The organism is Ruegeria sp. BG5 (genome assembly GCF_056538425.1).
The window spans coordinates 170,056-191,808 of record NZ_JBQFTC010000004.1 but is presented as its reverse complement, the minus strand read 5'-3'; the positions used below and the strand labels follow the sequence as shown (position 1 = coordinate 191,808).

23 protein-coding genes are annotated in these 21,753 nt (G+C 60.2%); 9 read left to right on the top strand and 14 right to left on the bottom strand.

Going from position 1 to position 21,753, the window contains the following annotated elements; all coding sequences use genetic code 11:
- Positions 1-57: 57 nt before the first annotated feature.
- A complete protein-coding gene (locus ACR0KX_RS14410; RefSeq protein WP_170623723.1) occupies positions 58-687 on the top strand; it encodes a LysE family translocator in 630 nt (209 codons plus the stop codon).
- 1 nt (position 688) lies between these two features.
- Here ACR0KX_RS14410 and ACR0KX_RS14405 read toward each other — a convergent pair whose 3' ends face one another.
- Positions 689-943 carry a hypothetical protein gene (locus ACR0KX_RS14405; protein ID WP_170454045.1) on the bottom strand — a complete coding sequence of 85 codons (255 nt, stop codon included), beginning with the start codon at positions 941-943 and terminating at the stop codon, positions 689-691.
- Between the two features lie 243 nt (positions 944-1,186).
- Here ACR0KX_RS14405 and ACR0KX_RS14400 point away from each other — a divergent pair, with 243 nt between their 5' ends.
- The gene (locus ACR0KX_RS14400) at positions 1,187-1,726 is read left to right on the top strand and encodes an adenine phosphoribosyltransferase (RefSeq protein ID WP_170454211.1); all 540 of its coding nucleotides are present in this window, start codon (positions 1,187-1,189) and stop codon (positions 1,724-1,726) included.
- A gap of 169 nt (positions 1,727-1,895) precedes the next feature.
- On the top strand, positions 1,896-2,378 hold the full coding sequence (locus ACR0KX_RS14395; RefSeq protein ID WP_170454213.1) for a fasciclin domain-containing protein: 483 nt from the start codon (positions 1,896-1,898) through the stop codon (positions 2,376-2,378).
- A 38-nt stretch (positions 2,379-2,416) separates the two neighbouring features.
- Here ACR0KX_RS14395 and ACR0KX_RS14390 read toward each other — a convergent pair whose 3' ends face one another.
- The 11 genes from ACR0KX_RS14390 to coxB form a co-directional block, all read right to left on the bottom strand.
- Positions 2,417-3,832, bottom strand: coding sequence for an FAD-binding oxidoreductase (locus ACR0KX_RS14390; RefSeq protein ID WP_480708538.1), 1,416 nt, complete (start codon positions 3,830-3,832; stop codon positions 2,417-2,419).
- A gap of 38 nt (positions 3,833-3,870) precedes the next feature.
- Positions 3,871-4,689 carry an MBL fold metallo-hydrolase gene (locus tag ACR0KX_RS14385; RefSeq protein WP_170454217.1) on the bottom strand — a complete coding sequence of 273 codons (819 nt, stop codon included), beginning with the start codon at positions 4,687-4,689 and terminating at the stop codon, positions 3,871-3,873.
- 161 nt (positions 4,690-4,850) lie between these two features.
- Positions 4,851-5,435, bottom strand: coding sequence for a GNAT family N-acetyltransferase (locus ACR0KX_RS14380; protein WP_170454219.1), 585 nt, complete (start codon positions 5,433-5,435; stop codon positions 4,851-4,853).
- Positions 5,435-6,697: a M16 family metallopeptidase gene (locus tag ACR0KX_RS14375; RefSeq protein ID WP_170454220.1), complete on the bottom strand. Its 1,263-nt coding sequence runs from the start codon at positions 6,695-6,697 to the stop codon at positions 5,435-5,437. Before ACR0KX_RS14375 ends, ACR0KX_RS14380 begins: the two co-directional genes overlap by 1 nt.
- On the bottom strand, positions 6,694-8,082 hold the full coding sequence (thrC, locus tag ACR0KX_RS14370; RefSeq protein ID WP_170623727.1) for a threonine synthase: 1,389 nt from the start codon (positions 8,080-8,082) through the stop codon (positions 6,694-6,696). The genes ACR0KX_RS14375 and thrC overlap by 4 nt, the downstream gene beginning before the upstream one ends.
- Entirely contained in the window at positions 8,079-8,756 is a 678-nt protein-coding gene (locus ACR0KX_RS14365) for an SURF1 family protein (protein WP_170454224.1), read from the bottom strand. Before ACR0KX_RS14365 ends, thrC begins: the two co-directional genes overlap by 4 nt.
- A gap of 156 nt (positions 8,757-8,912) precedes the next feature.
- The gene (locus tag ACR0KX_RS14360; protein WP_170454227.1) at positions 8,913-9,728 is read right to left on the bottom strand and encodes a cytochrome c oxidase subunit 3; all 816 of its coding nucleotides are present in this window, start codon (positions 9,726-9,728) and stop codon (positions 8,913-8,915) included.
- Between the two features lie 22 nt (positions 9,729-9,750).
- Positions 9,751-10,326, bottom strand: a complete 576-nt coding sequence (locus tag ACR0KX_RS14355; protein ID WP_170454229.1) for a cytochrome c oxidase assembly protein — start codon at positions 10,324-10,326, stop codon at positions 9,751-9,753.
- Complete coding sequence (locus ACR0KX_RS14350) at positions 10,326-10,487, bottom strand: hypothetical protein (protein ID WP_170454231.1); 162 nt, start codon at positions 10,485-10,487, stop codon at positions 10,326-10,328. The genes ACR0KX_RS14355 and ACR0KX_RS14350 overlap by 1 nt, the downstream gene beginning before the upstream one ends.
- Positions 10,484-11,440, bottom strand: coding sequence for a heme o synthase (gene cyoE / locus ACR0KX_RS14345; protein WP_170454233.1), 957 nt, complete (start codon positions 11,438-11,440; stop codon positions 10,484-10,486). Before cyoE ends, ACR0KX_RS14350 begins: the two co-directional genes overlap by 4 nt.
- Before the next feature lie 85 nt (positions 11,441-11,525).
- Positions 11,526-12,437, bottom strand: coding sequence for a cytochrome c oxidase subunit II (coxB, locus tag ACR0KX_RS14340; RefSeq protein WP_170454235.1), 912 nt, complete (start codon positions 12,435-12,437; stop codon positions 11,526-11,528).
- A gap of 176 nt (positions 12,438-12,613) precedes the next feature.
- On the opposite strand from coxB, the gene tldD reads away from it, so the two are divergent.
- The 3 genes from tldD to topA all read left to right on the top strand — a co-directional run bounded on the left by tldD (position 12,614) and on the right by topA (position 18,201).
- Positions 12,614-14,035 carry a metalloprotease TldD gene (gene tldD, locus ACR0KX_RS14335; protein WP_170520590.1) on the top strand — a complete coding sequence of 474 codons (1,422 nt, stop codon included), beginning with the start codon at positions 12,614-12,616 and terminating at the stop codon, positions 14,033-14,035.
- Between the two features lie 238 nt (positions 14,036-14,273).
- Positions 14,274-15,407 carry a DNA-processing protein DprA gene (gene dprA / locus ACR0KX_RS14330; protein ID WP_170623731.1) on the top strand — a complete coding sequence of 378 codons (1,134 nt, stop codon included), beginning with the start codon at positions 14,274-14,276 and terminating at the stop codon, positions 15,405-15,407.
- Between the two features lie 163 nt (positions 15,408-15,570).
- Positions 15,571-18,201: a type I DNA topoisomerase gene (gene topA / locus ACR0KX_RS14325; protein ID WP_480708537.1), complete on the top strand. Its 2,631-nt coding sequence runs from the start codon at positions 15,571-15,573 to the stop codon at positions 18,199-18,201.
- On the opposite strand, the gene ACR0KX_RS14320 is transcribed toward topA, so the two are convergent.
- Positions 18,198-18,731 carry a TetR/AcrR family transcriptional regulator gene (locus ACR0KX_RS14320; protein WP_480708536.1) on the bottom strand — a complete coding sequence of 178 codons (534 nt, stop codon included), beginning with the start codon at positions 18,729-18,731 and terminating at the stop codon, positions 18,198-18,200. The genes topA and ACR0KX_RS14320 overlap by 4 nt on opposite strands.
- Positions 18,732-18,847: 116 nt before the next feature.
- On the opposite strand from ACR0KX_RS14320, the gene ACR0KX_RS14315 reads away from it, so the two are divergent.
- The 3 genes from ACR0KX_RS14315 (at position 18,848) to ACR0KX_RS14305 (ending at position 20,694) form a co-directional block, all read left to right on the top strand.
- Entirely contained in the window at positions 18,848-19,276 is a 429-nt protein-coding gene (locus tag ACR0KX_RS14315; protein ID WP_170623737.1) for a VOC family protein, read from the top strand.
- An 87-nt stretch (positions 19,277-19,363) separates the two neighbouring features.
- Entirely contained in the window at positions 19,364-20,068 is a 705-nt protein-coding gene (locus ACR0KX_RS14310) for a CoA transferase subunit A (RefSeq protein ID WP_170454246.1), read from the top strand.
- On the top strand, positions 20,068-20,694 hold the full coding sequence (locus tag ACR0KX_RS14305) for a CoA transferase subunit B (RefSeq protein WP_170454248.1): 627 nt from the start codon (positions 20,068-20,070) through the stop codon (positions 20,692-20,694). The genes ACR0KX_RS14310 and ACR0KX_RS14305 overlap by 1 nt, the downstream gene beginning before the upstream one ends.
- 41 nt (positions 20,695-20,735) lie before the next feature.
- On the opposite strand, the gene ACR0KX_RS14300 is transcribed toward ACR0KX_RS14305, so the two are convergent.
- On the bottom strand, positions 20,736-21,602 hold the full coding sequence (locus ACR0KX_RS14300; protein ID WP_480708535.1) for a lytic transglycosylase domain-containing protein: 867 nt from the start codon (positions 21,600-21,602) through the stop codon (positions 20,736-20,738).
- Between the last annotated feature and the right edge of the window lie 151 nt (positions 21,603-21,753).

Here is a 21,753-nt window from a genome sequence, read left to right as displayed (position 1 = left end):
TCTTGACCCCAGCGCGCCAAATGGGCTTGCTGCGGATTGCACAATACCGGGTGAACCATGTCTTTCGAACTCTGGCTGGCCTTTGTCGCCGCATCAACTGCGCTGCTGCTGATCCCCGGACCAACAGTGTTGCTGGTCCTCAGCTACGCGCTGTCCAAGGGGCGCAGCGTCGCCGTGGCCTCGGCCACCGGGGTTGCGCTGGGTGATCTGATTGCCATGACGGCCTCGCTTTTGGGGCTGGGCGCGCTGGTTCTGGCCTCGGCGACGTTATTCACCGTCCTGAAATGGGTCGGAGCGGTCTATCTGGTCTGGTTAGGGCTAAAGCTGCTGCGCAGCGCACCGTCTGGCGGATTGACCCCGGTAGAGACCGGGCGCGATGTAACCGCCCGAGGCGTCTTTGGTCACGCTGCCGCAGTGACCGCGCTGAACCCCAAATCCATTGCGTTCTTCATTGCCTTTGTGCCCCAGTTCCTGCGCCCCGCCGAGCCTCTGGGTCCGCAATTCGTTATCCTGATCGGCACATTCGTCGGCCTTGCCGCGCTGAATGCGCTGGCCTATGCGCTGTTGGCCGACCGGTTGCGCGTGATGATCGGACGCGCGGGCGTGATTACCGCCCTGACACGCGCCGGAGGGATCGCGCTGATCGGAATGGGGATCGCAACCGCGGTACTGCGCCGTCCCGCCTGACCTATTCCTCGGCGTTTTCCTTCATGAAACCGCGAATAAAGCGGCGGATTTCGCGCGCTGCCGAGGTGTCGAGCTCTTTGCACAATTCAACAAAAGCATCGCGTTCATCTTTGTCCAGACGCAAGACCAACTGACTGTTTTTCTTGGTGGAACCCTTACCGTCTTTCTTTGCCACGCGTCTTTTTCCCGTCTGAACCTTGAATCTCTTTGCGATGCAATGTATATACATGGCATAGAGGTTGTAGATATCGGGCACATAACAACAAAAATAGGATTATGGCAATGAACCTTCATACTGCTCAGGCATTTCTTTTGCGAGATCAGCGCAACTGGCGCAAACCACACTTGTCGTGGTTGCCCGCAGCACTGTACCGATATTACGGTTTGCCGAAGGCGTCCCCGGACCGCCGCAAATAGGCGCAGGCGGTATTCTTTTCTTGCATGACTGACCCCGATGGGCCAAACAGCCCGGCGTGTTTTGACGCCAAAGGGTTGCCTCATGTCCAGAAACAAGACGGTCAAAGATTACATCCGGACCATCGTCGATTTCCCCCATGAAGGGATCATGTTCCGCGATGTGACAACCCTGTTTGCCGATCCCCGCGGGTTTCGCATGGCCATCGATCAGATGCTGCACCCCTACGCGGGTGAACGGATCGACAAGGTTGTGGGGCTGGAAGCGCGCGGGTTCATTCTGGGCGGCGCCATCGCGCACCAGCTTAGCGTCGGGTTTGTGCCGATCCGCAAAAAGGGCAAACTGCCCGGCACCACCATCAGTCAGGATTACAAATTGGAATACGGCGAGGCGATTGTCGAGATCCACGATGACGCCATCCTGCCCGGCGAGAAAATCCTGGTGGTCGACGACCTGCTGGCGACAGGCGGCACTGCGGCGGCCGGGATCAAGCTGATCGAACGTCTGGGTGGCGAAATCGTCTCTTGCGCTTTCATCATCGACCTGCCCGAGCTTGGCGGCCGCAAGGTTCTGGAAGAGATGGGCATGGATGTGCACATCCTTTGCGAATTCGAAGGTCTTTGACCCAAACAAAATCACATATTTTTGAGTGGAAATCTGAATTGGCTCAGGCTTAGCCCGGCTTCGCCAGTTTTCAAGCCAATTCTTTGCGCGTTTCATGTGATCTGTTCCATGCGCCCGGCGTATCCCGGTTGATGCTGCTGAGAGCATCCCAAACCAGGGAGACTACGTTATGTTTCGCAAATTCGCCGCCGTCAGTGTTGCTTCGATCCTTCTGAGCACCTCGGCCATGGCCGATGGCCACGGCAAAGACATTGTCGACACCGCCGTCGCCGCCGGAAGCTTTGAAACCCTTGTTGCAGCTGTTCAGGCTGCCGAGTTGGTGGATACGCTGAAGGGCGAGGGCCCGTTCACCGTGTTTGCCCCGACCGATGAAGCCTTTGCAGCGCTGCCCGAAGGCACGGTCGCTGACCTGCTGAAGCCGGAAAACAAAGACCAGCTTGTGGCGGTCCTGACCTACCACGTCGTGCCGGGCAAAGTGATGTCGGGCGATCTGTCCGACGACATGACCGCTGCAACCGTTCAGGGTGGTGACATCACCATCGATCTGGACTCGGGCGTGATGGTCAATGACGCCAACGTTGTTCAGGCCGATATCGAGACAAGCAACGGCGTGATCCACGTCATCGACAAGGTGATCCTGCCTGCGTCCTAAGCACTATTCTTCACGGCCCGGTCCCGGCTGGGCCGTGATCACATCTTTAGAACAGCGCCCGGGTTCATGATGCTCTTTGGGTCCAAAGCCGCCTTGATCGCCCGCATGGCAGACAGTTTCGTCGGGTCAGAGAAATGCTCAAGATCCTCTGTCTTTAGCCGACCTATCCCATGCTCCGCGCTGACAGATCCTTCGAACGCATGCACGAGATCGTGCACCGCCTGTTTGACCAGCATGCGGTCTTCGGCAAAATCTGCCCGGCTCTGCCCCTTGGGCGGAAATACGTTGTAATGCAGGTTGCCGTCGCCCAGATGACCAAAGCAGTTGATCCGAAACGGCCCCAGCGCCCCGATGATCTCAGCCCCATGCTGAATGAACTCGGGGATCGCCGAAATCGGCACTGAGATGTCGTGGCTCGAGACCGAACCGATCAAGCGATTTGCTTCGGGGATGTTTTCCCGCACCGCCCAAAGCTCCTGACGCTGCGCCTCGCTTTGCGCGATCACCCCGTCATTGACCAAGCCCCTTGCACTCGCAGCGCTGAACAGGGTTTCCAAAGCGTCATACGGGTCTTGCCCGGCAGGCAGGCCCAGCTCGATCAGAACGGACCAGTCCGGCGGCGTGTCAAACGGATGGCGCACATCCGGCAACACCTCGGTCAAGAAGTCCAGCCCCTGCCTGTGGATCAACTCAAACGTACTGACCGTCTCGCCCACCTGATCGCGCGCCACGCCAAGCAGATCAATCGCGGCCTCGGGTGAGGCAACCTGAAAAATCGCGGTTCCGGTCGCCGCAGGGCGCGGGAACAGCTTCAGCGACGCCGCCGTGATGATCCCCAACGTGCCTTCGGACCCGATCAGCAGATTACGCAGATCATAGCCCGTGTTGTCCTTCCACAACCGGCTGAGACCATGCCAGATCTCACCGCTTGGCAGCACGGCTTCAAGCCCAAGACACAGATCGCGGGCGTTGCCATAGCGCAGCACATTGACCCCACCGGCATTGGTCGCAAGGTTGCCACCGATCCGGCACGATCCCTGCGCCGCCAAGGCCAGAGGAAACAACCGGCCCGCCGCCTCGGCCGCCGCCTGCACATCGGCCAGCACAGCGCCTGCTTCGGCGATCATGACATTCTCGGTGGGATAGACCTCACGTATCGCGGTCATGCGTTCCAATGAGATCACCAACGGGGGCGGCCCGTCGGGCATCACCTGCCCCCCGACCAGACCTGTACCGCCGCCATAGGGCAGAACGGGCACCGCCTGATTGGACGCAAGCCGGACCAGAGCGGAAACCTCTTCGACCGAATGCGGCAGGGCCAACAGGCCCGCCTGCCCGGAAAACCGACCACGCGGTTCTTCCAGATATCGCTCTGAAATCGGGCGCAGCACATCGATCCCCACGGTTGAGCGGATCAGGTCTGCAAGATGGTCATCAGCGGGGTTCAGGGTCATTGCTCTTCATTGCCCAAGGTGCACGGCACCCACAAGCCTTATTCCAGATCAATCAGATATTCCGGCTCAAGCACCACAACGGTTGGCCGATCAGGCAACGTGCGCAACGATACGGTGATTTCGGACGTGCCTTCACGCACAACAGGGAACTCATTGCGGATATCGACCAGAAACCGATCCAGCGAGAAACTGGAAAACCAATGCATCGGGATGATGACCGAGCTTTTCAGCCGCCTCAGCACCGAAATCATGTCGGGCAATGGCATTGTCGTACCCCCATCCACCGCCGCCATGACCACGTCCAACCGCCCCAGCGCCGCGAATTGCTCGTCCGAGGGCACGTGGTGCAGATGCCCCAGATGGCCGAGGCACAAGCCCTCAACCTCGAACACAAAGATCGAGTTGCCCTGCTCCTCAACCCCACCATAGACCGAGCGGATATCGGTCGAAACATTGCGCACCAGCATCTCACCCAGATCAAGGTAGTGATCGATGCCCTGACCGAACTCGCCCCATCCCGGCAGAACATGCGGGATCGCGGGGTCCGGGTGGGCCGTCCAATGGGTGCTGTGGGCGTGGTTCATGGTCACGATGTCCGGGATCAGGTCGGCACCACCGATGAACCCGGTGAAATCCGTCACTGCGTTCAATCCGCCGCGCGTCTGGATCAGAAAAGACGCATGGGCGACATAACTGATCCGGACCGAAAACTCAGGCACAGGGTCCTGCCAGGCCGCCTTGTGGATATACGCGATCCCCGGAGCTGCATCCGCAATGGCGATGCAATGGCTCGGCCGCCGCTCTTGCGCTGCGGCCCCGCCCGAAATCACCATCAATGCCGCAACCAACCAGCGCATACCCAGAGTGTAGCGCAGAACGCCCCCAAGTCATGCGCTTTAGTTGTGCATGTCAGAACGGCACAAATCAGGTGCCAACTTTTGTGCGACATGCCCCTTGTTCATCTGGCCAAAAATATCCCGGGGGAGTCGCGGCCTGCCGCGACGGGGGCAGCGCCCCCTTACCCCGCGTCCGTCTTGCCGCGCCGATCCGATCGAAGACTCGCGTACAGAACATGCGTCCGCCACCGCCCATTGATCTGCAAATAGGACTGCGCGACGCCCTCGTATTTGAACCCCGAGCTTTCCAACAACCCTCGAGAGGCCGCGTTTTCCGGCAGACAGGCCGCCTCGATCCGGCTCAGATCCAAACGCGTGAAAGCGTGGTGAACAACCGCCCCAATGGCCTCGCGCATGTAACCACGGCGTGCGAATGCCTGCCCGGTCCAATACCCCAGCGTGCCCGCTTGCGCCGGGCCGCGACGAATATTGTCCAGCGTGATTGCGCCCAACAGCACGTCATCTTCACGCCGGAACAGGAACAGCGGAATGGCGGTGCCGCTGGCAACCGAGCGCTGCGCCCAGTAGACGCGATTGGTAAAAGATTTCCGGCTCAGATGGTCCTTGGCCCAGATCGGCTCCCACGGGGTCAGGTAATCTTTCGAGGATCGCCGCAGCGCGGTCCAGTTGTTGAAGTCGGAATGGACGGGCGGGCGCAGGCTCAGGCGCTCGGTTTCGAGTTTCAGCTTGCGTCTGCCCAACAGCATCACGCCGCACGCCTCTCCTGCAATTCCGCCAGCAACGGCGCGCCCGAAACGGGGCCATACAGCGCCAGCGCCGCCGGGGCCTGCACCGCCATCTTCTCGGCAAAGGCACGTACATCCTCGGTGCTGACCGCGTCGATCTTGGCGACCGTATCCTCAAGCGAGGGCACCCTTCCCCAGATCTGCACCAGACGCGCCAGACGTTCCGCGCGGTTCGACGGGCTTTCCAGCCCCATCAGCATCCCCGCCTTCATCTGGGCGCGGGCGCGGGCGACCTCTTCGGGGCTCATGTCCTCGGCCGCGCGCTTCATCTCATCAATTGTGATCGTCGCCAGTTCGCCCACCTGATCGGCCGAAGTTCCGGCGTAGATCGTGGTCGTGCCGGTGTCGGCATAGGCCCCGGTCTGGGCAAAGATCGTATAGCACAGCCCGCGTGTCTCTCGCACCTCCTGAAACAGGCGTGAGGACATGCCGCCGCCCAAGGCCGTCGAATAAATCTGCGCCGTATAGATCGCATCGTCGCGGTAGCCCGGACTTTCCAGCGCCAGCGCGAAATGGGCCTGCTCCAACTCTTTCTCCTGCCGCGCCTCACCGCCGGTGAAACGGGCCGCTTCGGGGATCAAACCCTTGCGCGGTTGCAGATGGCCAAACATTTCTTCGGCCAGTTTCATCAGCGCATCGTGATCCACGGCACCCGCCGCGGACAGGATCATCTGCTCGGGTCCGTAATGCTCGGCCACAAAACCCGACAAATCCTCACGCGAGAAGGCGCTGACCCGTTCGGTCGGGCCCAGAATGGTCCGGCCCAAAGGCTGGTCGTGATAGCTCTGCTCCTGCAGCCAGTCAAAGATCACATCGTCCGGCGTGTCATAGGCCTGACCGATCTCCTGCAGGATCACACCACGCTCAACCTCAATCTCGCGCGGGTCGAAAACCGGGTTCAGCACGATGTCGCCGATCACATCCATCGCCAGCGCCACGTCGTCTTTCAGCACACGCGCGTAGTAGGCCGTGACCTCGCGCGAGGTATAGGCGTTGATATAGCCGCCCACATCCTCGATCGCTTCGGCGATTTGCAGCGCGGATCGGCGCTCGGTTCCCTTGAACGCCATGTGCTCAAGGAAATGCGCGATGCCGTTCTGTTCGATCCGCTCATGCCGCCCGCCGGCGGTCACCCAGATGCCGATGGCCGCCGATTGCAGCCCCGGCATATGTTCACTGACGATACGAAAGCCGTTCTTCAGCTGGTCCTGTCTGACTGTCACTCAGCAATATGCCTTCTGATATGATCCTCAAGGGCGCCCAGATCATTGGCAATCCGCGTCACCCGTTCCGGACGTTCATACAGATCAGACATGCGGGATGGAAGAGGCGGATGTTCGCCGCTCGCCGTCTCGACCGCCGCCGGGAATTTCGCCGGATGCGCGGTGGCCAGCGTGATCATCGGCACGTCCGCCGCGCGGTGATCCTCGGCCACCTTGATGCCAATGGCGGTGTGCGGGCAGACCAGCTCGGCGCTACGGGTCAGCGTGGATTTGATCGTCGCCAGCGTTTCCTCCTCGGACACGCGACCAGAGTCGAAATTCTCGCGCAGCGCCTCCATCGCGCCCTGACTGACGTTGAAGCCGCCATTCTTGAGTTCATCCATCAACTGCGCCACAGCGCTGCCATCCTCGCCATAGGCGTAATACAGCGCGCGCTCAAAGTTCGAGCTGACCTGAATATCCATCGACGGGCTGATCGAGGGGATAGTGTCGCCCTTGAAATACCCCTCGCCCGAGAGGCAGCGATGCAGGATGTCGTTCTGGTTCGTCGCCACCACCAGACGGTCGATGGGCAGGCCCATGCGTTTGGCGATATAGCCCGCGAAAACGTCGCCGAAATTGCCAGTGGGCACGGTGAAACTGACCTTGCGATGCGGCGCGCCCAGGCTTGTGGCTGCCGAGAAATAATACACCACCTGCGCCAGCACGCGGGCAAAGTTGATCGAGTTCACACCGGCCAGCTTGACCCCGTCACGGAAGTCGAAATCGTTGAACATATCTTTCACGGCGGCCTGACAATCGTCAAAATCGCCATCTACGGCCAGTGCATGAACATTGCTGTCGGCGGGTGTCGTCATCTGACGGCGCTGTACCTCGGACACGCGGCCTTGCGGGAACAGGATGAACACGTCCACCGCGTCCAGCCCCCGGAACGCCTCGATGGCGGCCGAGCCGGTATCGCCGCTGGTCGCGCCCACGATGGTCACACGGTCGCCGCGCCGTTTCAGGGCGACCTGGAACAGCTGACCGATCAGTTGCATGGCGAAATCCTTGAAGGCCAGCGTCGGCCCGTGGAACAGCTCCAGCAGGAAGTGGTTCTCGTTCAACTGCTTCAGCGGCGCGCGGGCGTCGTGGCCGAAACCTTCATAGGCACGGGCGATGATGTCCTTGAACTCATCCTCGGCAAAGGACCCGCTGACATAAGGCCACATCACCCGGAATGCGATTTCCTCATAAGGCAGCCCGGCCAGCGCTGCGATCTCATCCTGCGACATCACCGGGATCTCGGCGGGCAGGTACAGGCCACCATCACGGGCCAGCCCGGTCAGCATCGCCTCTTCAAAACTCAGTTCGGGCGCCTGCCCACGGGTCGAGATGTATTTCATGTCGCGTCACTTTCAGAATTGGCACGGCTGCGCCACAGGAAGTACCCGGTCATCGCGGCCCAGACCAGAGCCAGACCAAACCAGGTGATTGCATATTGCAGATGATCATTCGGAATGCCGGTCGTGCTGACGGGCAAGGGCGTGATGCCGGGGTCGGTTTGCGACCGGGCGATCAGCAAGACAGGCTCTGCCCCCAAAGCAGCGGCCAGATTGGGCACGTCGCGGGCGAACCAGATGTTGGCGTCGATATCAGCCTCGGGCGTGTAACTGTCGATCTCGTCGGGCCAGTGCAGATTGCCGGTGATCTGCATAGGCCCGGTCAGGCGGTCGGTCTGTTTCGCCGTGGTCGGCACAAATCCGCGATCTACCAGAATGGTCCGGCCCTGCGTGCTGAAGGACTGGATTATGCGGTACCCTGCCCCGACCTGTTTGACCGAAACCAGAACGTGAATCTCCCCCGGCTCCAGTTCGCCCTCGACGACGACCGGCAGATATTTGTCAGCGCCTTCAGACGGTTGCTGCGGCAGCGCCACAGGGTCGGCTGAAATGCGGCTTTCAATCTCGGACAGCACGCCCTGTTTCCATGCCAGCCTTTGCACCTGCCACACGCCCAGCGACACCAGCACGGCCAGACCGGCAAGGCCGAAGATCAGCAGAAACAAAAAGCGGCGCATGGCGGGGGCAAACCTCATTGCAGGAACCGGCGTCTTGTTAAGGGCGGCGCGGGCCGGATTGCAACCACGCAATTGTATCGGGCGCAATCTTGCGCCCCAGACAGAGAAAAAGCCGCCCCGAAGGGCGGCTTTTGCAATTGGATCACCTGACCGGTGTTACATCAGCGGGGCCTGGCCCCAGATGTAGACGGCGAAGAACAGGAACAGCCAGACGACGTCAACAAAGTGCCAGTACCAGGCGGCAGCTTCGAAACCCACGTGCTTTTCAGGGGTAAAGTCGCCCTTGAGCGCGCGGATCAGACAGACCGACAGGAAGATCGTGCCGATGATCACATGCGCGCCGTGGAAACCGGTCGCCATGAAGAAGTTCGAGTAGAACTGGTCGCCACCAAACTTCCAGTCCTCATGCGCCAGCAATTCATAATATTCGAAACCCTGCAGCGCGGTGAAGGCGATGCCCAGAACGATACCAATGGCCAGACCGTTGATCAGCGCCTTGCGGTCATTGTCGTGCACCAGCGCGTGGTGCGCCCAGGTGATCGCACAGCCCGACAGCAGCAGGACCAGAGTGTTGATCAGCGGCAGGTGGAACGGGTCAACCGCATGGATATCCGGCTGGATGTATTCAGTGCCTGCATAGTCGTACATCGGGTACATGCGATGTTTGAAGAACGACCAGAACCAGGCAAAGAAGAACATCACCTCGGACATCACGAACAGGATGAAGCCATAGCGCAGGCCGATGCGCACGACCGGCGTGTGATCGCCCTGGCGGCTTTCGACCACCACTTCGGACCACCAGGCGAACATGGTGTAAAGAACAGCCACCAAACCGGCCCAGAACATCCATGGCGTGATGCCGTGCATCCACAGGACGGCTCCGAACAGCATCACAAAGCCCCCAATCGCGCCGACAAGCGGCCAGATTGAGGGGTTCAGAATGTGGTAATCATGGTCTTTTGCGTGTGCCATCAGTGTCCCTCACCTAAAGGCGTTAGTTCGTGTTTGTATCGGTCTGCGCGTCCAGGGCGGCAAAGCCCTCGGGCAGGTCAATTTCGTAGAATGTATACGACAGAGTGATCGTATGCACATATTTCGCTTCCAGATCCTCGACCATCTCGGGATCGACGAAAAAGCTGACGGGCATCTCTACCCGCTCGCCCGGTTGCAGCACCTGTTCCTCAAAGCAGAAACAGGCGATTTTCTGGAAATAGCCGCCGGCCGAATATGGCGCCACATTGTACGACGCTTGCCCCGCGATGGGGCGGTCGGTCGGGTTGTAGGCCTCATAAAAGGCCAGACCAGTCTCGCCGATGCGCACTTCCATCTCACGTTCAACCGGTTTGAACTCCCATGCCATGCCCTTGGCCTTTGAGGCATCAAAGCGAATGGTGACGGTGCGGTCCAGGATGTCTTCGGGGGCCGCTTCGGCCACGCCGGTGGTGCCGCCAAACCCAGTGACGCGACAGAACCAGTCGTAGAAGGGGACAGCGGCCCAGGCCAGGCTGCCCATCAGGACAACCACACCCACCGTTTGTGCAACCGTCTTCTGCGGGCCGGTCAATGCCATCAGTTCTGTACCTCCTCAGTCGCCATGCCAAAGTCTGTGCCCGACACTTTCACGACCGTCAGGCCAAAAATGATCACGATGAACGCCGCCAAGGTCAGGCCGACCCCAAGGTTGCGGCCAAAGCGGCGTTTATGCAGTTCGTGGCTTTTGCGCAGGCTCATGACCAGCCTCCCAAGCCGTAAGGTTTCAGCAGGGCTTCGACCAGAATAGCCCCGAAATGCAGGAAGAGGTAGAGAAGCGAAAGCTTGAAGAACCCACGCTCGACTTTGAAGTTGTCTGCCTCGGAATCGTCCTCGGTCCGGCGCGCGATCTGCCATGCGCCGCGCAGGAACAGCGCGTTCAGCACCAGCGCGACGGTCAGATAGACCGGGCCGCCAATGCCCGAGAAGGACGTGCCGACTGCCAGCAGGGCCAGCAGCACGGTGTAAACCAGAATATGCCAGCGTGTTGCGCGACGACCATGCGTGACGGTCAGCATCGGCACGCCTGCGTCGTCATAGTCCGAGCGCATGAACAACGCCAGCGCCCAGAAATGCGGCGGTGTCCACATGAAAGTCAGGGCAAACATCAGCCAGGGCTCGATCGACATCGACCCGGTTGCCGCAACCCAGCCGATCACCGGAGGGAACGCACCCGCAGCGCCGCCGATCACGATGTTCTGCGGCGTCGTGCGCTTCAGCCACATCGTATAGACGACCACGTAGAAAAAGATGGTGAAGGCCAGAAACGCACCCGCGAACCAGTTGGTCGCAAGGCCCAGCATGATTACCGACAGACCGGACAGGGCCAGCCCAACTGCCAGCGCCTCGCCCTCTTCTACCTTGCCGGAAGGGATCGGGCGGTTCTTGGTGCGCTTCATCACCCTGTCAATATCCGCGTCCCACCACATGTTCAGCGCGCCCGAGGCTCCGCCGCCGATGGCAATGAACAGGATGGCGCAAAAACCCACGAAGGGGTGCACCGCAACCGGAGCTGCCAGCAGACCGACCAAGGCCGTGAACACGACCAGAGACATGACGCGGGGCTTCAGCAGGGCGAAGTAATCGCCAAAGCTGGCCTCATCCGCGTGCGCCTGTGCGGTCGTTGCGCTGGCATTGATGCTTGCGTCGGTCATTCCTGGTCCTTTTGCGGCGAAAGCTGCGCGATCCACCGCGCAGCTGGCTGTCTATTGCAGACAGGTCGCCCTGCCCGCACAGTGCTTAGTTCGAAGCAACCTGATAGCTTTGCGGCAGGCCCGCATATTCGTCGATCGCGCCTTGCAGCCACTGTTCATAGGCCGCTTCGCTGACGACCTTCACAGTGATCGGCATATAAGCGTGGTCCTTGCCGCACAGTTCCGAGCACTGACCGAAATAGATGCCTTCCTTGTCAGCCTCGAACCACAGCTCGGCCAGACGTCCGGGCACGCCATCCTGCTTCACGCCGAAGGACGGAATGGTCCACGAATGGATCACGTCCGAGGCGGTGACTTGCATCACGATAACTTTGCCAACCGGAACAACCACGGCAGTGTCGGTGGCCAGCAGCCACTCATCATCGCTATAGCCCGAGTCGGCCAGCTTGGCGCGCATCGCATCGTCCAGCACGAACGGAGTGACGTCTGCATCCGCAGGCCGCGCACCTTCGTCCAGCGTGGCCGGATGACCCAGCAGATAGCTGTCAAACGCGAAATCGTGATCGACATATTCATAGGTCCAGTACCACTGGTTCCCGACCACCTTGATGGTGATGTCGCCTTCGGGAATCTCTTGCTGCTTGAACAGCACCGGCAGCGAGAAGGCACCGATAAAGACCAGAATCAGGATCGGGCCCAAGGTCCACGCAATCTCGACCGGGGTGTAGTGCGAGAACCGCGCCGGGGTTGGATTTACACGCTGGTTGTAGCGCACGATGCAGTAAACCAGCAGTGCAGCCACAAACACGCAGATCAAGGTGATGATCACCAGAATCATCGTATCCAACTTGTGGATGCCTTCGGCAAGGCTGGTGGCCGCAGGCTGGAACCCAAGGCCGCCATCGACCGGCTTGCCAATAATCTCAAGCTCCTGAGCCATGGCGGGAAGGCTGGAGAGGGCTGTCATAAAGCCCGAAAGCATCAAAGCATTCTTCATGTTCTGTCCTGATCGTTTGATCTTTGCGTCCCTGGCGAAAAGGTGTGAATCGGTCGCACCTCTCCCGTTGTCTTTGGCCGCGTTAAAAACCATATTCCTGCTGGTAGATAAAGCAAAATGCTTGCGTCAAACAGACGCTATTTTTGATCTGGATCAAATCCGAAAGGTCCCAACCCATGGCTCAAGCCCCGTTTCGCCCCTTTGAAAACGCTCTGCCGCATGACGAAGCGCTGTCTATACTGCAGTCCGCGACAGCCGGGGCCGAGGACGGAGAGCTGTTTGTCGAGCGGCGAAAATCCGAGGCTCTGGTCTTTGATGACGGGCGTTTGCGCACCGCATCCTACGATGCGTCCGAGGGGTTCGGCCTGCGTGCGGTGCAAGGCGAGGTTGCCGGATATGCCCATTCGACCGAGGTTTCGATCCCGGCACTAAAGCGCGCGTCCGAGACCGCACGACTGGCCGTTGGCGACGGTGGCGGCACTCTGGCTGATGCCCCGCGCGCCACCAATACGCGGCTTTACACGGACGAGGACCCCATCGAATCCGCCGCCTTTCCGGTGAAAATCGAAACCTTGCGCGAGATTGACGCCTTCGCCCGCGACCTTGATTCCCGCGTCGTGCAGGTCAGCGCCTCGATCAGCGCCGAGGTGCAAGAGGTCGAGATTCTGCGCCCCGATGGTGTGCTGGTGCGCGATGTGCGCCCGATGACACGGGTCAATGTCTCGGTGATTGTCGAACAGAATGGCCGTCGTGAAAGCGGCTCGGCCGGCGGTGGTGGGCGCATTGGCCTAAGCGGACTGCTGGATCCGACCGATTGGCAGGACAAGGCGCGCGAAGCGTTGCGAATCGCTCTGGTCAATCTGGATGCGGTCCCTGCCCCGGCTGGCGTGATGGAAGTGGCGCTTGGCCCCGGCTGGCCCGGCATCCTGCTGCACGAAGCCATCGGTCATGGGCTTGAAGGCGACTTCAACCGCAAGGGTAGTTCTGCCTTTGCCGGGTTGATGGGCCAGCAGATCGCCTCGAAGGGCGTCACGGTGGTCGATGACGGCACGATCTCTGACCGTCGCGGCTCGATCAGTGTGGATGATGAAGGCACGCCCAGTTCGCGGACCGTGTTGATCGAAGACGGTGTGCTGACCGGCTATATGCAGGACCGCCAGAACGCGCGCCTGATGGGCGTTGCGCCCACCGGCAATGGGCGGCGGCAAAGCTATGCGCACAAACCCATGCCGCGCATGACCAACACCATCATGCTGGGCGGTGAGGCTGATCCGGCCGCGCTGGTGGCCGATATCAAGGACGGTATCTGGGCCGTTGGCTTCGGGGGCGGTCAGGTGGATATCACCAACGGCAAGTTCGTGTTCTCCTGCACCGAGGCGTATCGGGTCGAAAACGGCAAGATCGGCGCGCCGGTCAAAGGGGCCACGCTGATCGGGGACGGGCCGTCGGCGCTCAAGCGGATTCGGGGGCTGGGCAATGACATGGCACTGGATCCGGGGATGGGCACCTGCGGCAAGGATGGCCAATGGGTTCCGGTCGGGGTCGGTCAGCCCACGGTTCTGATGGATGGTTTGACGGTCGGCGGCTCGGCCGCCTGAGTCGGACGGACCAGTTATTCGGACGGCGCAGGGTTAACCTGCGCCTTTCTTTTGGCTTCGTGTCAACGCGTTCCACAGTTTGACAAAAAATTCACTGCAGATTTTGTTTTGTTGAATTTCAACAGCTTAGCAAATACTCTTGCGGTTTTTCGAAAGAGATTGCGTATAATTTTCCAAGATTCACAGGCTGTTAACCCGCGCAATCGTAAACCAGTTCTGCAATCAGGCGGAGCATCGGATGACCGAAGAGCAGCTTTCTTCCAATCACCCCCCACTCCCACCCACCACGGAAGAGGACAGGTTTTCCTGGCTCCGTCTGTTGCGCTCGCGCAAGGTTGGCCCGGCGACGTTTCGTCGGCTGCTGCGCGAACATGGCTCGGCGCAGAATGCGCTGGCCGCGCTGCCGGAAATGGCACGCGCTGCCGGAATAGAAGGGTATGAAATTTGCCCCCCCGGCGTGATTGAGGCGGAGCTCAAGGCCGCAAAGGCCGCCAAAGCGCGGCTTTTGTGCCTTGGGGCCGCCGATTTCCCAGATGCCTTGATGGACCTGTCCGACGCCCCGCCGATGCTGTGGGCGATTGGGGATACGTCTGTCCTGAAACGGCGGTCGATTGCCTTGGTCGGCGCGCGCAATTGCTCGTCCCTGGGGGCCCGCATGGCGCGTGGGCTGGCGAAAGAGCTTGGTGAGAAAGGGTTCGTCATCGTCTCGGGGTTGGCCCGAGGGATCGATACGTCCGCACATTTGGCCTCGGTCGAAAGCGGGACGATTGCGGTCATGGCCGGGGGTGTGGATGTGATCTACCCGGCTGAGAATACGGATCTTGCACGGAACATTGCCGAAACCGGCCTGCGCCTGTCCGAACAACCCATCGGCGTGACCCCGCAGGCGCGGCATTTTCCGCGCCGCAACCGGATCATTTCAGGCCTGGCGCAAGCGGTTGTGGTGGTTGAAGCCGCCGCCAAATCCGGCAGCCTGATCACGGCCCGCGACGCTTTGGATCAGGGGCGCGAGGTTCTGGCGGTTCCGGGACATCCGTTCGATGCACGCGCCGCAGGGTGCAATCTGCTGATCCGCGACGGGGCGACTTTAGTGCGCTCGGCGGAGGATGTGATTGACGCATTGCCACCTGAACAAGCCGAGATGTTCAGGGAACCGCCCTCCCCGGTTGCAACCGACCAAAAGCCTGTCTCCAACCCTGCTGCGCTGCATAACGAAATTCTGATGCGGCTTGGCCCCTCACCCATTGCCGAGGACCAGCTGATCCGCGACATCGCCGCGACCGCAGGGGAAATCGGCCCCATTCTGGTCGATCTGGAACTGGATGGGAGGATTCAACGCCAACCCGGCGGTCTTCTGTCCTTGGCCGGTTGACGCCAAAGTGGCGACAAAACGGGCCGTTAGCCCACCGGAAGACGCACCAAATCGACGCGCCCCCGCTGGTGACCAAAGGAACGCATTGACAATTCGATCTTGCCGCACACATTTTGCACGGCCATACAAAGCGCAAAGCCCGTCGAGCGAGGATTCCTCTTAAATGCCCGTAGTTGTTGTAGAATCTCCGGCCAAAGCAAAAACGATCAACAAATATCTTGGCCCCGACTACACGGTTCTGGCCTCATACGGTCATGTTCGCGACCTGCCGCCCAAGGACGGATCTGTCGATCCCGACCACGAATTTTCGATGAAATGGGAGGTTGGAAATGACAGCCGCAAGCATGTCAAAGCCATCGCCGACGCGCTGAAGGAAGACAACGCGCTGATCCTCGCCACCGACCCCGATCGCGAGGGCGAGGCGATCAGCTGGCACCTGCAAGAAACGCTGACCAAACGCCGGTCGATCAAAAAGGACACATCGGTCAGCCGCGTCACCTTCAACGCCATCACCAAAGAGGCGGTGACCGAGGCGATGCAGAACCCGCGTCAGGTCGACATGCCGCTGGTCGAGGCCTATCTGGCCCGTCGCGCGCTGGACTATCTGGTGGGCTTCAACCTCTCTCCGGTTCTGTGGCGCAAACTGCCTGGTGCCCGGTCGGCGGGCCGGGTGCAATCGGTCTGCCTGCGCCTGATCGTCGAGCGCGAGATGGAGATCGAGGCGTTCAAGCCGGTTGAATACTGGTCCGTGCGCGCGCTGTTCGAAACACCGCGCGGCCAGATCTATGAGGCGCGTCTGGTCACTCTGGCCGGGAAGAAACTGGATAAGCACGATCTGGCCAATGCCACGCAGGCGGAACTGGCGGTTCAGGCGATCACCAGCCGTGCGCTGAGCGTTACCTCGGTCGAGGCCAAGCCTGCGGCCCGCAACCCCAGCGCGCCCTTCATGACCTCAACCCTGCAGCAGGAGGCCAGCCGCAAGTTCGGCATGGGCGCACGTCACGCGATGCAGGTGGCACAGCGGCTGTATGAGGCCGGATATATCACCTATATGCGGACCGACGGCATCGACATGGCACCCGAGGCGGTGGCCGCCACGCGTGAGACAATCGCGGACCGCTACGGTGCCGAATATGTGCCAGACAGCCCGCGCATGTATAAGAACAAGGCCAAGAACGCGCAGGAAGCCCACGAATGTATCCGCCCAACGGATATGTCGCGCGACGCCAAGGCACTGAAAGTCACGGATGAAGATCAGCGCAAACTTTACGATCTGATCTGGAAACGCACCATTGCCTGTCAGATGGCCGCTGCGCGGCTGGAACGCACCACGGTCGAAATCGGCAGCGATGACGGGCAGGTCGGCCTGCGCGCCACCGGTCAGGTGGTGCTGTTCGACGGGTTCATGCGCGTTTACGAAGAAGGCCGCGACGATGTGGCCGATGACGACGAAAAGCGCCTGCCGCAGATCATGCAGGGCGATCCGGCGCGGTTCGCCAAGGTGTCGCTGCGTGATCAGTTCGCAAAAGCCGAAGATAAAGCCGCCATTCTGTCCGACAACGAAGCCGTGCTGGCTCTGCAACATCACACCCAGCCCCCCCCGCGCTATACCGAGGCCACGCTGGTCAAGCGGATGGAGGAATTGGGGATCGGTCGCCCCTCGACCTACGCCTCAATCGTGACAACGATTCAGGACCGCGAATATGTGCGCAAGGACAAGAACCGGCTGATCCCCGAGGAAAAGGGCCGGATCGTCACGATCTTCCTGCTGAATTTCTTCCGTCAGTATGTGGGCTATGAATTCACGGCCAATCTGGAAGAAGAACTGGACGACGTCAGCGCCGGTGACCGCGACTATAAAGACCTTCTGGGCAAGTTCTGGCGCGACTTCTCGGCTGCGATTGGTGAGACGTCGGAACTGCGCATTTCAGAAGTGTTGGACAGGTTGGACGAAGCGCTTGCGCCTCAGCTGTATCCGCCGCGCGAGGACGGGTCCGATCCGCGTGTCTGCCCGAAATGCGGTGTGGGCCAGTTGCACCTGAAAACCTCACGCACCGGCGGTTTTGTCGGTTGCGGCAACTACCCCGAATGCAACTATACCCGTCCCATCGCAGGTGAAGGGGCCGAGGGCGAGGAACGTCTGCTGGGCGAAGATGCGGGGGACGAGATCTGGCTGAAATCCGGACGGTTCGGCCCATATGTTCAGCGCGGCGAACCGACGCCCGAGAACAAGAAACCTCCGCGCGCCTCGCTGCCCCGCGGGTGGAGCAAGGATGACATGGATCTGGAAAAGGCGCTGACCCTACTGTCCCTGCCCCGCCAGATCGGCGAACACCCCGAGGGCGGCATGATCACCTCGAACTTTGGGCGGTTTGGGCCTTACCTGATGCATCAGCTGGCCGACGAGGCCAAGCCGGTTTACGCCAACCTCAAAGACCCCAACGACGTGTTCGAGATCGGTATGAACCGCGCCGTTGAGCTGCTGGCTGAAAAACGCGCCAATCCGGGGCGCGGTCGCCGGGCTGCAGCCAAACCTCTGAAGGAACTGGGCGAGCACCCCGATGGTGGCGCGATGCAGGTCCTGGACGGACGTTATGGGCCCTATGTGAAGTGGGAGAAGGTGAACGCCACCATTCCCAAGGACATCAAGCCCGAAGACGTAACGCAAGAGATGGCCATCGAATTGGTCAACGAGCGGGCGGCGAAGAAGGGCACCAAGAAAAAGGCGGGCCCAAAGAAGAAAGCCGCAGCCAAAAAGACGACGGCCAAGAAGACAACGGCCAAAAGCTCTTAACTGCGCGTTGCGGCCTCGATCAGTCGGGTCATGACCTGAACATAAGGCTTTTGCGGTTGTCCTTGGGCAATGGCCAATGCTGCGCGATCGTAAGCGGCCGACAAGACATCGGACAGCGCCTCAAGTTCAGAGGGATCAGCTTGCGGCAACGCCGCCGCAAGCCCCTCGTGCAGGCTTCGGCGTCCGCCGCCCGCATCGATGGCTGCCATTTCCGCGTGTCCCAGCACGGCGGGGCCGTCAATCAGTAGCAAACGAGCCCGCCCGGATACACGCATGGCCTGAAAGAACGCCATGCTGCCTGCAGTCATCGGCGCCTCGCCCGCGGACTGTGCGCTTTTGTCGATCGCTTGCGCCAACGCTTCAGCCTCGGCCCTGACAACAGCGCGGAAGAGGTCCTGCTTGTCCGTAAAGTGATGATACAGCGCGCCACGCGTGACATTTGCGGCGCGCACGATCTCGGGTGTCGACGTGTCGGCATACCCTTTTTCAACAAACAACGCGCGGGCGTGTGAAATCAGCCGGGCACGCATCGCTGCGCGACGATCTGCATTCGGTATGGGTGTCGTAGTTTTGTCTTGCATACATACAGCCTGTATGTTTATTTCAACATACATACAGATTGTACGTAAATTTGAAGGAGCGCAACATGAAGACCACACAATATTACCCCGTCATCCAAACAAACGACGTGCAAGGCACAGCCGAGTTCTATCAAACTCACTTTGGGTTCAGCCCTGCCTTTGCCGCCGACTGGTACGTTCACCTGCAATCCGACACGGACCCCAGCGTCAATCTGGCGATACTGGATGCCCATCACGACACTATTCCAGCCGCTGGGCGTGGCTGTGCCGCCGGGCTGATCCTGAATTTTGAAGTGGCCGACGCAGCAGTTGAATACGAGCGTCTGACCCACGCTGGTCTGCGAATTCTGAAACCGCTCTGCGATGAAGATTTCGGCCAACGGCACTTTATCGCTGCTGACCCCAACGGGGTATTGATTGACGTGATCACCCCGATCCCGCCCTCTGCCGCCTTTGCGGAACAATACAGCGCAGATGCTTTGCCGACCGGGTAGAAATACCTACGCGCTTTGGTTTCATTGACTTCCCAATGACGTGGCGGCACAACCTGCGGCATCACCATGTCATTGGGGGAGTTTTCCATGAAGAAAATCTATGCCAATGCCTCTGAGGCACTCGACGGAGTGCTGTCGGACGGCATGCTGATTGCGGCTGGCGGGTTCGGCCTGTGCGGTATTCCCGAACTGCTGCTGGATGCGATCAAACAATCCGGCGTGCAAAACCTGACTTTCGCGTCCAACAACGCGGGCGTCGACGATTTCGGCATCGGTATTCTGCTGCAGACCAAGCAGGTCAAAAAGATGATCAGCTCGTATGTCGGTGAGAACGCGGAATTCATGCGTCAATATCTGAGCGGCGAGTTGGAGTTGGAGTTCAACCCGCAAGGCACTTTGGCTGAACGGATGCGGGCTGGCGGCGCGGGCATCCCCGGGTTCTACACCAAGACCGGCGTCGGCACCGTGATTGCCGACGGCAAAGAGCACAAAGACTTCAACGGCGAAACCTACATCATGGAAGAAGGCATTTTTGCCGATCTGGCCATTGTGAAGGCGTGGAAAGCGGATGACACGGGCAACCTGATTTTCCGCAAGACCGCTCGTAACTTCAACGTCCCTGCTGCGACCTGCGGCAAGATCTGCGTGGCCGAGGTGGAAGAGATCGTGCCGCGCGGCTCGTTGGACCCTGACCAGATCCACCTGCCCGGCATCTACGTGCACCGCATCATTCAGGGCGATCATGAAAAGCGCATCGAACAGCGCACCACCCGCAAGAAGGAGGACGCATAATGCCCTGGGACCGCAATCAGATGGCCGCCCGCGCGGCGCAAGAGCTTGAAGACGGCATGTATGTGAACCTCGGCATCGGCATTCCGACGCTGGTGGCGAACTATGTGGGCGACAAGGACATCACCCTGCAATCCGAGAACGGTATGCTGGGCATGGGCCCTTTCCCCGTTGAGGGGGAAGAGGATCCCGACCTGATCAACGCAGGCAAGCAGACGATCACCGAATTGTCCCGTACCTCGTATTTCGACAGCGCCACGTCCTTTGCGATGATCCGGGGCGGCAAGATTGCCGCAGCGGTACTGGGCGCGATGGAGGTCGACGAAGAGGGCGATCTGGCCAACTGGATGATCCCCGGCGTTCTGGTCAAGGGTATGGGCGGCGCAATGGATCTGGTGGCCGGTGTGGGCCGTGTGATCGTTGTGATGGATCACACCAACAAACACGGCAAATCCAAGCTGCTGAAAAAATGCACCCTGCCGCTGACCGGCAAGAAAGTGGTGGACCGCATCATCACCAATCTGGGCGTTCTGGATGTGGTCGAGGGCGGTCTGAAGATCATCGAATTGGCCGAGGGCGTGACCGAAGACGAGATCCGCGCCGCAACCGAAGCGCAATTGGTCAACTGAACCTGACCAAAAAGAAAGCCCGCCATCCAAGGCGGGCTTTTCTATCTGCTGGTTTGAAACACGCACCCGTCCGAGATCAGATCGGGCGGTGTGGTGCACAAAGCCCGCGCGATCTGAAACGCCGCCAGAACTTTGGGCACATAGTCCCGCGTTTCCGCATAGGGCGGCACTCCGCTGTGTTTGCGCACTGCGCCCTCGCCCGCATTATAGCCAGCCAGAACAAGAATCGGGTCGTTCCCGAACTCTTCCATCAGCCAGTTCAGGTATTTCACCCCCCCGGAAATGTTCTGTCCGGGCTCGAAGCTGTCGCTGACGCCGAACCGAGCCGCCGTTGCGGGCATCAACTGCATCAATCCCTGCGCACCTGCGGAGCTTACGGCATCGGCGCGCCCGGCGGATTCGACGGCGATCACGGCTAGAACCAAAGCAGGCGAAACATTGGTCCCGACGGTCGAGCGCAGAATCTCGATCCCCTGCTCTTGCGCGATGTTCTGCAATGTCTGCAAACGGGGGGACCTGACGCTGGTCGCGGCCAGCGCGTTGATCGCATCATCCAGACGCCCTGCCCCAGCCTGCGCCATCTCGGGCGATACGCGATCCCAGAACGCCTTATAGGACCCTTTGGGATTGCTTTTGACGCCTGCGTCAGGCGCGGTGGCGGGCGGAACCTTGGCGCGTTTGATGATTTCTGGCACCACAAGCTCGGTGCCGGTGCTGGGCGCAGAGGGCCGTGCTGCGTGTTCTTCAGGTGAAATCTGCACGGTCACGCGCCGACGCTCGCCGGGCTGTGGTGCCTTGATCCTTTTGTATACGCCACGGGGTTCGGGCTCGGTCGCGACCGCGGGCGCAACACCACATGCCAGAAACGCCAGTGCACCGGCGCATGTAAGTGCGTCCCGGAGATTCATTTGCCTGCCTCATGTTCTCTTTTTAGGTGATTTGAACCTCAAAACGTCCCGCAAGGCCAGAAAAACAAAGCGAATTGGGGCAATTTCGCCTCATTTGGCGCAATTTTGCACCGCCCACCCCTGCATAACATCGATTGTTTGTATTTTTATT

Bases quoted from the DNA above. Each gene is read 5' to 3' on its own strand.
- ACR0KX_RS14315 (WP_170623737.1), top strand. From the start codon at position 18,848: ATGAAGACCACACAATATTACCCCGTCATCCAAACAAACGACGTGCAA.
- dprA (WP_170623731.1), top strand. From the start codon at position 14,274: ATGACCGAAGAGCAGCTTTCTTCCAATCACCCCCCACTCCCACCCACC.
- ACR0KX_RS14380 (WP_170454219.1), bottom strand. From the start codon at position 5,435: ATGCTGTTGGGCAGACGCAAGCTGAAACTCGAAACCGAGCGCCTGAGC.
- ACR0KX_RS14395 (WP_170454213.1), top strand. From the start codon at position 1,896: ATGTTTCGCAAATTCGCCGCCGTCAGTGTTGCTTCGATCCTTCTGAGC.
- ACR0KX_RS14400 (WP_170454211.1), top strand. From the start codon at position 1,187: ATGTCCAGAAACAAGACGGTCAAAGATTACATCCGGACCATCGTCGAT.
- ACR0KX_RS14385 (WP_170454217.1), bottom strand. From the start codon at position 4,689: ATGCGCTGGTTGGTTGCGGCATTGATGGTGATTTCGGGCGGGGCCGCA.
- tldD (WP_170520590.1), top strand. From the start codon at position 12,614: ATGGCTCAAGCCCCGTTTCGCCCCTTTGAAAACGCTCTGCCGCATGAC.
- ACR0KX_RS14360 (WP_170454227.1), bottom strand. From the start codon at position 9,728: ATGGCACACGCAAAAGACCATGATTACCACATTCTGAACCCCTCAATC.
- topA (WP_480708537.1), top strand. From the start codon at position 15,571: ATGCCCGTAGTTGTTGTAGAATCTCCGGCCAAAGCAAAAACGATCAAC.
- ACR0KX_RS14310 (WP_170454246.1), top strand. From the start codon at position 19,364: ATGAAGAAAATCTATGCCAATGCCTCTGAGGCACTCGACGGAGTGCTG.
- ACR0KX_RS14410 (WP_170623723.1), top strand. From the start codon at position 58: ATGTCTTTCGAACTCTGGCTGGCCTTTGTCGCCGCATCAACTGCGCTG.
- ACR0KX_RS14390 (WP_480708538.1), bottom strand. From the start codon at position 3,832: ATGACCCTGAACCCCGCTGATGACCATCTTGCAGACCTGATCCGCTCA.
- ACR0KX_RS14300 (WP_480708535.1), bottom strand. From the start codon at position 21,602: ATGAATCTCCGGGACGCACTTACATGCGCCGGTGCACTGGCGTTTCTG.
- ACR0KX_RS14365 (WP_170454224.1), bottom strand. From the start codon at position 8,756: ATGCGCCGCTTTTTGTTTCTGCTGATCTTCGGCCTTGCCGGTCTGGCC.
- ACR0KX_RS14305 (WP_170454248.1), top strand. From the start codon at position 20,068: ATGCCCTGGGACCGCAATCAGATGGCCGCCCGCGCGGCGCAAGAGCTT.
- thrC (WP_170623727.1), bottom strand. From the start codon at position 8,082: ATGAAATACATCTCGACCCGTGGGCAGGCGCCCGAACTGAGTTTTGAA.
- cyoE (WP_170454233.1), bottom strand. From the start codon at position 11,440: ATGACCGACGCAAGCATCAATGCCAGCGCAACGACCGCACAGGCGCAC.
- ACR0KX_RS14355 (WP_170454229.1), bottom strand. From the start codon at position 10,326: ATGGCATTGACCGGCCCGCAGAAGACGGTTGCACAAACGGTGGGTGTG.
- ACR0KX_RS14350 (WP_170454231.1), bottom strand. From the start codon at position 10,487: ATGAGCCTGCGCAAAAGCCACGAACTGCATAAACGCCGCTTTGGCCGC.
- ACR0KX_RS14320 (WP_480708536.1), bottom strand. From the start codon at position 18,731: ATGCGTGCCCGGCTGATTTCACACGCCCGCGCGTTGTTTGTTGAAAAA.
- coxB (WP_170454235.1), bottom strand. From the start codon at position 12,437: ATGAAGAATGCTTTGATGCTTTCGGGCTTTATGACAGCCCTCTCCAGC.